The sequence below is a fragment of the Streptacidiphilus anmyonensis genome, assembly GCF_000787855.1.
GTDB classification, from domain to species: Bacteria; Actinomycetota; Actinomycetes; order Streptomycetales; family Streptomycetaceae; genus Streptacidiphilus; species Streptacidiphilus anmyonensis.
The window spans coordinates 50356-61360 of the sequence record NZ_BBPQ01000052.1 but is presented as its reverse complement, the minus strand read 5'-3'; the positions used below and the strand labels follow the sequence as shown (position 1 = coordinate 61360).

Genomic DNA, 11005 nt, shown 5'->3' with positions numbered 1-11005 from the left:
CCAGGGATCGGACATCGCCAAGGTCGCCGCGATCGCGGCGGGGCTGCCGGACACGGTGGCCGGCGTCCAGGAGAACCGGTTCTGTGCGTCCGGGCTGGAGGCGGTCAACCTGGCGGCGGCCAAGGTCCGCTCGGGTTGGGAGGACCTGGTCCTCGCGGGCGGTGTGGAGTCGATGTCGCGCGTGAAGATGGGCAGCGACGGCGGCGCCTGGGCGATGGACCCGATCACCAGCTTCGAGACCGGCTTCGTCCCGCAGGGCATCGGCGCGGACCTGATCGCCACGGTCGAGGGTCTGTCCCGCACCGACGTGGACGCCTTCGCGGCGGAGTCGCAGGCCCGCGCGGCCGAGGCGATCAAGGAGGGCCGCTTCGAGCGCTCGGTTGTGCCGGTGCGGGACCGCAACGGGCTGGTGGTCCTGGACCAGGACGAGTTCGTCCGCCCGGGGACGACGGTCGAGTCCCTCGCCGGCCTCAAGCCGTCGTTCGCGACGATCGGGGAGCTCGGCGGCTTCGACGCGGTCGCGCTGCAGAAGTACCACTGGGTGGAGAAGATCGACCACGTCCACCACGCGGGCAACTCCTCCGGCATCGTCGACGGCGCCTCGCTGGTCGCCATCGGCAGCAAGGAGGTCGGCGAGCGCTACGGGATGACGCCGCGCGCGCGGATCGTCTCGGCGGCCGTGTCCGGCTCGGACCCGACGATCATGCTGACCGGCCCGGCGCCGGCCACCCGCAAGGCGCTGGCCAAGGCGGGGCTGACGGCGCAGGACATCGACCTGGTCGAGATCAACGAGGCCTTCGCCGCCGTCGCGCTGCGCTTCATCCGGGAGCTGGGCTTCGACCACGCGCAGGTGAACGTCAACGGCGGGGCGATCGCGCTCGGCCACCCGCTGGGCGCGACGGGCGCGATGCTGCTCGGCACGGTCCTGGACGAGCTGGAGCGTCGCGACCTGCGCCGCGGCCTGATCACGCTGTGCGTGGGCGGCGGCATGGGCATCGCCACGATCATCGAGCGGCTGTGAAGCCGCCGTCCGTGACCGGGTCCGCCCGCCCCTCCCCCACCCCGAACGCGACCACCGCCGCACGCCCGCTGGAGAAGCAGACATGACCACCGAGCAGTCCAACACCGGCACCGCCGCCGAGACCACGACCATCCGCTGGGAGCAGGACGGCGACGGCGTCGTCACCCTCGTCCTGGACGACCCGACGCAGTCCGTCAACACCATGACCGAGGCGTTCCGCGCCGACCTCGCCGCGACCGTGGTGCGGCTGAAGGCGCTGCGCGAGGCGGGCGGGCTGCGCGGTGTGATCGTCTCCTCCGCCAAGAAGACCTTCTTCGCGGGCGGCGACCTGCGCCTGCTCAGCCAGGTGCGTCCGGAGAACGCGCAGGAGTTCTTCGAGGGCTCGATGGCGCTCAAGCGGGACCTGCGGGCGCTGGAGACGCTCGGGGTCCCGGTGGTCGCGGCGATCAACGGCGCGGCGCTGGGCGGCGGGCTGGAGATCGCGCTGGCCTGCCACCACCGGGTGGCGCTGGACGACCCGTCCGTGAAGATCGGCCTGCCGGAGGTGACGCTGGGTCTGCTGCCGGGCGGCGGCGGCGTGGTGCGCACGGTCCGGCTGCTGGGGATCACCGACGCGCTGCTCAAGGTGCTGCTGCAGGGCACGCAGCACCGTCCGGCCCAGGCCCTCGAGGCCGGGCTGGTGCACGAGCTGGCGGCCGACCGGGAGGAGCTGCTCGTCAAGGCCCGCGCGTTCGTGGACGAGAACGAGACCGCGCAGCAGCCGTGGGACGTCAAGGGCTACAAGATCCCCGGCGGTACGCCGAGCCACCCGGCCTTCGCGGCCAACCTGCCGGCCTTCCCGGCGAACCTGCAGAAGCAGCTTCAGGGCGCGCCCTATCCGGCGCCGCGCAACATCCTGGCGGCGGCCGTGGAGTCGGCGCAGGTGGACGTCGACACGGCGTTCGCGATCGAGGGCCGCTACTTCACCGAGCTGGCGACGGGTCAGACCTCGAAGAACATGATCCAGGCGTTCTTCTTCGACCTGCAGGCCGTCAACTCCGGCGCCAACCGTCCGGCGGGCGTCCCGGCCCGCAAGGTGACTAGGGTGGCCGTGCTGGGTGCGGGCATGATGGGCGCGGGCATCGCCTACTCCTGCGCCAAGGCCGGGATCCAGGTGGTGCTGAAGGACATGACCGTGGAGGCGGCCGAGCGCGGCAAGGCGTACTCGGCGGGGCTGCTGGACAAGGCCCTGGCGCGCGGGCGCACGACCGAGGCCAAGCGGGACGCGCTGCTCGCCCTGATCACGCCGACCGCGGAGATCGCCGACCTGGCGGGCTGCGACGCCGTCATCGAGGCGGTCTTCGAGAACACCGAGCTGAAGCACAAGGTCTTCGCGGAGATCCAGGACGTCGTCGCGCCGGACGCGCTGCTCTGCTCGAACACCTCGACCCTGCCCATCACGACCCTCGCCGAGGGCGTCACGCGGCAGGAGGACTTCATCGGGCTGCACTTCTTCTCGCCGGTGGACAAGATGCCGCTGGTCGAGATCATCAAGGGCGAGCGGACCGGGGACGAGGCGCTGGCGCGCGCGTTCGACCTGGTGCGTCAGATCAACAAGACGCCGATCGTGGTCAACGACTCCCGCGGGTTCTTCACCTCCCGGGTCATCGGGCAGTTCATCAACGAGGGTGTGGCGATGGTCGGCGAGGGCGTCGACCCGTCCTCGGTCGAGCAGGCGGCCGCGCAGGCGGGCTACCCGGCCAAGGTGCTGTCGCTGATGGACGAGCTGACGCTGACGCTGCCGCGCAAGATCCGTGACGAGGCCCGCAAGGCGGTCGAGGCGGCGGGCGGCACCTGGACGCCGCACCCGGCCGACGCGGTCCTGGACCGCATGCTCGACGAGTTCGGCCGTCCGGGGCGCAGCGGCGGCGCCGGCTTCTACGACTACGTGGACGGCAGGCGCGCGGGGCTGTGGCCGGGGCTGCGGGAGAACTTCACCAAGCCCGAGGGCCGTGACATCCCCTTCCGCGACCTCAAGGAGCGGATGCTGTTCGCGGAGGCGCTGGACAGCGTGCGCTGCCTGGAGGAGGGCGTGCTGACGTCCGTCGCGGACGCGAACATCGGCTCCATCCTCGGTATCGGCTTCCCGGGCTGGACCGGCGGCGTGCTGCAGTACGTCAACGGGTACGAGGGCGGCCTGCCGGGCTTCGTCGCCCGCGCCCGCGAGCTGGCCGCGGCCTACGGGGAGCGGTTCGAGCCGCCGGCGCTGCTGGTGGAGAAGGCCGAGCGCGGCGAGGTCTTCGCGGACTGACGCCGAAGGCGGCCGGTCCCGCCCGATTCCCTTTCACGGCGGCGCGTCAGCGTCAGGAGGGCGCGCCGCCGTGGAAGGTGAGGGCGACGCCGTAGCAGGCGGAACCGACGGCGGCGGCGACCAGCAGCGGCCGGGCGAGCCGCGGCCGCGCGGCGAGCCACTGGGCCGCGGGGTAGAGCAGCGTGAACGCGGGAAGCAGGAAGCGGGCGATCGGCGGCTCGGGCGAGGCGTTGACGAAGTCGACGAGGAACAGCCCCACGCCGAAGACCAGCAGCGGCACGGGCTGTCGGCGGGTGCCGTGCTGCCGCAGCGTGGCGACGAGCAGGCCGAGGTAGGCCAGGCCGGTCACGGCCATCGGGAGGTGGCCGATGGCGTGGCGCTGGGAGGGGTGGCCGAAGGCGAAGAGGCGGGTGGCCTCGTTGCCGTACCAGCGCAGGGTGGACCAGCCGAAGTCGACGCCGGTGTCCCAGGCGGCCTGGATGTGGAAGTAGGCCGTCGGGGTGCCCACCGCCCAGGCGGTGTAGGCGAGGTAGCCGAGCCAACCGAGCGGGGCGATCAGCGCGCCCGCCACGGGACGCCCGCGCGGCGCCCGTCCGCTGCGCAGCTCGATCGCGGCCGTGACCACGACGGCGGCGACCAGGGCGGTGGCGCTGGGGCGGGTGAGCCCGGCGGCCGCGCAGAACAGACCGGCCGTCAGCCAGCGGCGGCGCACCAGGGCGTAGAGGCTCCAGGCGCTCAGGGCGGCGAACAGGGACTCGGAGTAGCCGTAGCTCTCGACGGCGGCGAGCGGCAGCACGCCCCAGAGCACCACGGCGTAGCAGCCGACGCGCGAGCCCCACAGGCGGTCGGCGATGGCGAAGATCCCCCAGGCCGCGAGGAGCGAGGCGGCCCAGGACACGAGGACCAGCCCGCCTGCCGTGCCGAGGCCGGTGGCCTCGGAGGTCAGACGGCCCAGCCAGGGGTAGAGCGGGAAGAAGGCGCGCGGCGAGTAGGGGATGCCGTGGGCGCCGATCAGGCCGTCGCCGCGGGAGTAGCCGTGGTCGGCGATGCGGGCGTACCAGCCCGCGTCCCAGAGCGTGCCGAGGCGGGTGATGGGCGCGATGTGGTGGCCGAGCCCCCAGGCGACGACGCAGAGGACGCCGAGGGCGCGCACGGCGGCGTAGGCGGCGAGGGCGGGCAGGGCCCGGCGCAGCCCGCGCCGCAGCCGGACCAGCCGGGACACGGCGAAGGCCGAGGCCGCGGCCGAGCCCGCTGCGGCTGCCGAGCCCGAGGAGTCGGCCGGCGCGGCCTTGAGTCGTTTCGCGGTCGTGTGGCCCCCCGCCATCCGTCCGCCCCTCCGTTCCCACTGACGTGCTGTGTCGACCTGCGGTGCGCACCGATCCTACGGGGAGCCTGTGCGTTCGGCATGTGGACGCGGGGATACGCGCCGGGAGGCCGCCCGAAGAACCGACCGGGCGGGAAACGAGGCGGAGGGAGCGGGGCCCGGCGAGGGCCGCGTCGCGCCCGGGGCAGACAACAGTCCGGTGAGAAACCGCATAAGAAGACGATCTGCGCCGCGGGCTGCGGCCTCGGTCGGGTCGACCGGAGTCCGTCACGGCGCTTGTGGGGGAAACCGCACGAAACCGCCCCGGGCACCGCCCTCGACGCGCGACGTCGGTGCAGGCGGGGGAGCGTTCACCCGCTGACGTGTGCACGGCATGGAGGCGTTCCGACCGTCATCTCACCTCGATTTTCCGAGCCGTACACATTATCCGTACATAGTGGAGTGCCACACTGTCATGTCGGCCGCGGCCGCCCATGGTGCGGCAGCCCGCGTTTGCACCAGCGTTTCGATCCACCGAGTCTCAGAGGAAACCGTGACCGCTCCGACCAGCGCGCCCGTGCACGAGGAACCCCCAGGGGAGGACCCCGAGCCGACGGCGCCGGTCCGTCGATTCCCGGCCCGCCTGATACCCCCGGCGCGACGTGCGGCCCTGTTCGGAGCGTGGCGCGCCGTCGAGCCGGCGCTGCTGCTCTTCCTGGTCGTCCGCGCCGCGGGCATGTCGTTGATCATGCTGCTCAGCCCGGGCACCCCGGGCTACGCGCTGCACCGGCTCGCGGTCCACTGGGACGCCGCGTGGTACCTGGACGTGGCGATGCACGGCTACGACCACGCGATCCGGCCGTGGCTGCCCGGCGTGCCGATCCAGACCACCAACCTGGCCTTCTTCCCGGTCTTCCCGTGGATGATCCGCACCGTCCACGCGGTGCTGTTCTTCCTGCCGTGGGGCGCGGCCAGCCTGCTGACGGCCAGTCTGTGCGCGCTGGGCGCGGCCTGGGGCATCTTCGCCGCGGTCAACGCCCGGTACGGCGACAAGGTGGCGACGGTCGCCGTGGTGCTGTGGGGCATCGCCCCGGTCGCGGCGGTGGAGACGGCCGGCTACAGCGAGTCGGCGTTCACGATGATGGCGGCCTGGACCCTGTACGCGGTGGTGACCCGGCGCTGGCTGGCGGCCGGGGTGCTCTCGGTGCTGGCGGGACTGACCCGGCCGACCGGCGTGGCCGTGGCCGCGGCGGTGATGCTCGCCGGGGCGATGGAACTGTGGGTGCGGCTGCGCGAGCGCGGCACGCCGTGGACGCTGCCGAACCGGCTCGGACGACTGGACTCGCTGCCGTGGTTCGACGGCGCGGACATCCGCGCGGTGACGCCGGAGCGGGAGCCGGAGCTGTGGCGTCCGCTGGTCGCGATCATCGTCGCGCCGCTCGGCTGGGTCGGCTTCGTGGCCTGGACGGGCCTGCGGCTGCACACCTGGGACGCGTACTTCCGGATCCAGGCGCTGTGGCACTCCAAGTTCGACTTCGGCAAGTCGACGGCGCACGACTTCAAGCACCTGTTCACCACGGCCCAGGGGGTGGGGCTGTACTACCCGGTGGTGGCCGGCATCCTGATCGCCGCCGCGGTGCTGTTCTTCACCACGGTCGCGCAGCGGCAGCCGCTGTCCTTCGTGGTGTTCACGATGGTGATCATGGTGATCGCCTTCGGCGACACGGCGTACTTCGGCTCCCGCGCCCGGTTCCTGCTCCCCGCCTTCCCGCTGCTGATCCCGATCGCGGCGGGCCTGGTCCGGGTGCGCACCCGGGCGACGCTGATCGCCGCGCTGGTCGCGGGGACGGTCTGCTCCGGTCTGTACGGCGCCTACATGCTGCTGTACTCCCCCATGGCGCCCTGACCGCGCATACCACCCCGTCCACGCATACCGCCCAGACCAGGCATATCACCCAGACCACGTACATCGCCCCAACCCGGCAGCGCGATCCGGGAGGTCCGCACACGGATCGCGACCGGCCTCTTGTCGGCGAAGCTACTCTCCGGTAATTCTTACTGACGCCAGGTCTAGTAAGACGTGCCAGAGTCGCTCGCGCCCAGGGAGTGCCGCATGCCCGCCGATGTCTCGTACCAGCACGACACCCCCCAGGGGCCGCAGACCGTCACCGTGCGCTACGAGCGGCGCGGCAGCGGCACTCCGCTGCTGCTCCTGCACGGCATCGGGCACCACTGGCAGGCCTGGGGGCCGGTGCTGGACGCGCTGGCCGAGGAGCACGAGGTCGTCGCCGTCGACCTGCCGGGCTTCGGCGCGTCCGCGCCGCTCCCTGCGGGCTCGGCCTACGACCTCGCCTCCGTGGTGCCCGGCCTCGGTGGGCTGTGCACGGCGCTCGGGATCGAGCGGCCGCACGTCGCCGGCAACTCGCTCGGCGGCCTGCTCGCCCTGGAGATGGGACGACGCGGCCTGGCCCGCTCGGTGACCGCGCTCTCCCCCGCCGGGTTCTGGAACCGTCCGGAGCAGGCCTACGCCTTCGGCCTGCTGCTCTCCATGCGCCTCGGCGCGAAGACGCTGCCCGCGCCCGCGGTGCGCCGCCTCGCCGAGCGACCGGTCACCCGAGGTCTGCTGGTCGGCAGCATCTACGCCCGGCCCGCCCTGCGCGGCGCGGCCGAGGCCGCCGCCGAGACGCGGGCGCTGCGCGACGCCGCGGGCTTCGCCCAGACGCTGCGCGCGGGGCTGAACGTGAACGTCACCGAGGACGTCGCCGGGGTGCCGGTGACCATCGCCTGGGGCACCAAGGACCGGCTGCTGCTGCCGCGCCAGGCCGACCGCGCCCGGCTGCGGATGCCCAAGGCGCGCGTGGTGCCGCTGCCGGGCTGCGGACACGTGCCGATGAACGACGACCCGGAGCTGGTGGCCCGGACCGTGCTCGACGGCAGCAGGGACCGCTGACACAGGACGTCGCCGGGGGCCGTCCAGCCCGGCTCCGCCCGGGCCCCGATCAGGCCCCGCGATCAGGCCCGGCGATCAGGTGCTGCGACCAGGTGCTCCGACGCGGCCAACCTGCCGCCTCACCCGATCGTGGACTCGCTCGATCGGGTGAGGTTGCGGGCCTCGGAACCTGACTGCATGTCACCATGCGGGCGTGCCACCTGTGATGTCACGGAACCCCGCAGCCCCCGAAGACGACGAGCCGGACGACGGCCCGCCGCCCCTGGGGGTGAGACCGCCGCGCGACCGAACCCGCCGGGCGGTCCACTGGCTGCTGTGCGGCCACAGCGCGCCGGAGCTGCTGCGGCTGCCGCCCGCCCAGGTCAACCGGATGCTGACGGTGCTGGCCTGCGCCTCGATGCTGATCGGGGCGCGGGACATCTGGAACCGCACCATCGTCAACCAGCAGGTCCACGCCTTCGCGGTGATCCTGTACTTCGGCGCGATCCTGGTGATCGCCGTGCTGGCACTGAGCGTGCGCACCCGGCGCGCCATGACGCTGGTGGACCTGTCGATGCTGACGGTCGCGGCGCTGCAGTGCCTGAACCGCTTCTACACGGTCACCGCCGCCAAGCCGCCGGTCCCCGGGGTGCCGTCCAGCCACGTCTACTACGGCACCGACGAGGGCTCCCTCATCCACATGGCGGCGAAGACACTGCTGCACGGCGGCCGCATCTACGGCACCCAGTGGCCGCAGATCTTCACCCTCTTCCATGTGGGGACCACGCCGCTGATGAACGGCGGCGCGGCGACAGGCCTCGACTACCCGCCGCTCGGGCCGGTGTTCACCGCGTTCCCGATGGGGCTGCACCTGAGCCACCCGCCGGCCGGGCTCGCCGCGACGGCGATGCTGCTGCTGGCCTCGGCGGTGATGTTCCTGCTGCTGCCGGTCGCCTGGCGGCCGGTCGCGGTGATCGTCTGCTTCGGCTTCGGCTGGCTGCCCAACTACGCGCAGATGGGCTACCCGGGCTGCATGGAGCTGCCGTTCCTGCTGGTGACGGTCGCCTACTGGCACCGGACCGGGCGTGGTGGGCGGCTCGGCTGGATCGGTGTGACGCAGGCGGTCTGCCTCGGCATCGCCTGCTGCCTGCACCAGCTCTCCTGGTTCCTGGCGCCGTTCCTGCTGGTCGGGATGTTCATGATCCGGCGCGGGGAGCTGTCGGCCCGTCAGGCCGTGGCCGTGGTCCTGCGGTACGCGGCGATCAGCACGGGCGTCTTCGTGGTGATCAACCTGCCGTTCGTCCTCCAGGGCCCGCACGCCTGGCTGGAGGGCGTGCTGACGCCGCTCACGCAACAGGCGATCCCGGCGGGGCAGGGGCTGGTCGGCATCTCCTCGTTCTTCACCTCCGGCTCCGGCGACCTGCACCTGTACAGCGTCGCGGGGCAGCTGCTGGGCCTGGCGATGATGGTGCTGCTGGTGCTCTTCCCTCGGCGTCTCGGACCGGCCGTCACGGTCATGCCGTGGCTGGTCTTCTACCTGTCGACCCGCTCCCAGCAGGACTACTTCGACCTGACCGTGCCCCTGTGGGTGATGGCCGCGGCCACCGTCTCGGCCGCCGACTTCGACCGCGCCTGGCATCCACGCCTCGGCCCGCTGGCACGGCGCAGCGTGCGCACGGCCGTGGTGCCGCTGCTGCTGACGCCGACGGTGCTGGCCATCGCGGGAGCGGTGCTGACGCCGCCGCCGTTGAAGATGAACGTGACGACGATGACCGGAACCGCCGGCAACGGCCAACTGGCCCTGGTGGACCTGCTGACGCGGGTCCGGGTGACGGTGAGCAACACCAGCGACGCTCCGGTCAGCCCCCACTTCGCCACCAGCACCGGGGCGACCATCTCGGACTACTGGAAGGTCCTTTCGGGCCCCGGGACGCTGCTCCCGCACAGCACGGCGGTCTACCTGCTGAAGGCGCCGTGGGGCGGGGTCGACGCCCCCGGGGTCAAGGGCCGGATCCTGCTGCGCGCCGTCAGCTCGCAGCCGATGACGCTCTCCTCGCAGCTGATCGGCGTCGGCCCGGACCCGTCGACGCTCCCCGCGACGATCCGGAGGATCCTGGACTCCGGCCGCGGCTTCCCGCGGAGCGGAGCCGCGGAGCCGGCCCCGCGCACGGGCGCCGAGACCGTGCCGGGGCGGTAGGGCGCCGGGTCGGCGGGCAGCGCTCAGGGGCGGCGGGCAGGGCTCAGGGGCGGTAGGGCAGCGCGGGGACCTCGAAGCAGTTGGTGTTCATGTCCGGCGCCTCGGTGACCCAGCCGCCCTTGCCGCCCTGGGCGGAGTCCTGCCAGCGGGCCACGTTCAGGCAGGCGTGCTGGAGACCCTTCGGCGGGTTCGCCATCGGCACGAACGAGGCCGGGATCAGCAGGTCGTGGGCGGTGTAGGGCTGTGTGCGCCGCATGAAGGCGTCCACGCACGAGCTGGTCACCTGGCCGCCGCAGGAGGAGGCGGCGTCGGTGAACCACTGGGCCCCGGCCCAGCCGAGCAGCTCCCACTCGGACAGCTGGGACTGCCGGTCCGGGTCGTACTTCTGCATCGCCGCCCGGAAGGCGGCCACCGCCGGGTACCGGGTGTCCTCGTAGTTGCGGGCGTCGGCGGTGACCCAGAGGGCGTTGCGGCAGCCCGGCGTCTGCGCGTAGTCGGTGCGGGCCTGTTCGGACCAGTTCTGCTCGTTGGTGACCTTGGCGGCGACGGTGACCCCGGCGGCGGCCATGGCCTGGCACAGGCCCGTGTTGCCGCGGGTGTCCATGGCGTCCAGGAGCAGCTGCGCGTGGTCGGCCTTCATCCCGGCGGCGACGGAGCCGAAGTTCGGCAGCGCGAAGTCGACGGTCTCGCTCAGCACGTCGTAGCCCTCGGCCTTGAGGCCCTGGACGAGCTGGGCGGCGTAGCGGGCGGAGTCGGCCTGGTTGTAGGCGACGACGACGGCCCGGGTCAGGCCGAGCCTGGTCTTGAAGTACCGGTCGACCTCGGTGGTCTGGTAGAGCACGCCGTTCCAGCCGACCGACGAGCCGTTGCGCGGTTCGTCGCTGCCGTAGATCTGGTAGAGGTGCGGGTACTGGTCGTACTGGGTCCCGATGGTGATGCCGCCGATGTCGGGCACGGCCCGGGAGCTGACGTAGGCGGCGCCCGCGTAGTCGAGCACGCTGCCCGCGACGAACGCGACGACGTGGTCGGAGTCGATCAGCTGGTGCACGCAGGACTGGTTGCCGATGCCGGACCCGCCGTCGTCGCAGGTGAAGACCTTGACCTGCCGGCCGTTGATCCCTCCGGACGCGTTCAGGGCCTGGAAGAAGGCCTGGGCTCCGTAGAGCGGGCCGGTGAAGGTGTCCCCGCCGATCGGGCTGGAGACGGAGGTGACGATGCCGATCGGGATCGGCGGTGGAGGGGCCGCGCCCGCCCCCCCCGTGGGG

At 72.6% G+C, this 11005-nt stretch carries 7 protein-coding genes; 5 read left to right on the top strand and 2 right to left on the bottom strand.

Going from position 1 to position 11005, the window contains the following annotated elements; all coding sequences use genetic code 11:
* Both TR50_RS31305 and TR50_RS31300 read left to right on the top strand, forming a co-directional pair.
* A partial coding sequence (locus TR50_RS31305; protein WP_042429931.1) for an acetyl-CoA C-acetyltransferase occupies window positions 1–1021 on the top strand: 1021 nt, incomplete at its 5' end.
* A gap of 82 nt (window positions 1022–1103) precedes the next feature.
* Window positions 1104–3311, top strand: a complete 2208-nt coding sequence (locus tag TR50_RS31300; protein WP_042429928.1) for a 3-hydroxyacyl-CoA dehydrogenase NAD-binding domain-containing protein — start codon at window positions 1104–1106, stop codon at window positions 3309–3311.
* Window positions 3312–3363: 52 nt separating this feature from the next.
* On the opposite strand, the gene TR50_RS31295 is transcribed toward TR50_RS31300, so the two are convergent.
* Entirely contained in the window at window positions 3364–4635 is a 1272-nt protein-coding gene (locus TR50_RS31295) for a glycosyltransferase family 39 protein (RefSeq protein ID WP_052441574.1), read from the bottom strand.
* A gap of 532 nt (window positions 4636–5167) precedes the next feature.
* Between TR50_RS31295 and TR50_RS31290 the strand changes: the two genes are divergently transcribed.
* The 3 genes from TR50_RS31290 (at window position 5168) to TR50_RS31280 (ending at window position 9740) form a co-directional block, all read left to right on the top strand.
* Window positions 5168–6520 (top strand): putative hexosyltransferase, encoded by a 1353-nt coding sequence (locus TR50_RS31290; RefSeq protein ID WP_052441573.1) that lies wholly within the window; start codon window positions 5168–5170, stop codon window positions 6518–6520.
* A 207-nt stretch (window positions 6521–6727) separates the two neighbouring features.
* Window positions 6728–7564 (top strand): alpha/beta fold hydrolase, encoded by an 837-nt coding sequence (locus TR50_RS31285; RefSeq protein ID WP_042429926.1) that lies wholly within the window; start codon window positions 6728–6730, stop codon window positions 7562–7564.
* Window positions 7565–7757: 193 nt separating this feature from the next.
* The gene (locus TR50_RS31280) at window positions 7758–9740 is read left to right on the top strand and encodes a hypothetical protein (protein ID WP_152648738.1); all 1983 of its coding nucleotides are present in this window, start codon (window positions 7758–7760) and stop codon (window positions 9738–9740) included.
* A gap of 43 nt (window positions 9741–9783) precedes the next feature.
* On the opposite strand, the gene TR50_RS31275 is transcribed toward TR50_RS31280, so the two are convergent.
* A partial coding sequence (locus tag TR50_RS31275; RefSeq protein WP_042429923.1) for an ABC transporter substrate-binding protein occupies window positions 9784–11005 on the bottom strand: 1222 nt, incomplete at its 5' end.

Excerpts from the sequence above, each read along its gene's own strand:
- TR50_RS31300 (WP_042429928.1), top strand. The coding sequence starts at position 1,104 with ATGACCACCGAGCAGTCCAACACCGGCACCGCCGCCGAGACCACGACC.
- TR50_RS31285 (WP_042429926.1), top strand. The coding sequence starts at position 6,728 with ATGCCCGCCGATGTCTCGTACCAGCACGACACCCCCCAGGGGCCGCAG.
- TR50_RS31295 (WP_052441574.1), bottom strand. The coding sequence starts at position 4,635 with ATGGCGGGGGGCCACACGACCGCGAAACGACTCAAGGCCGCGCCGGCC.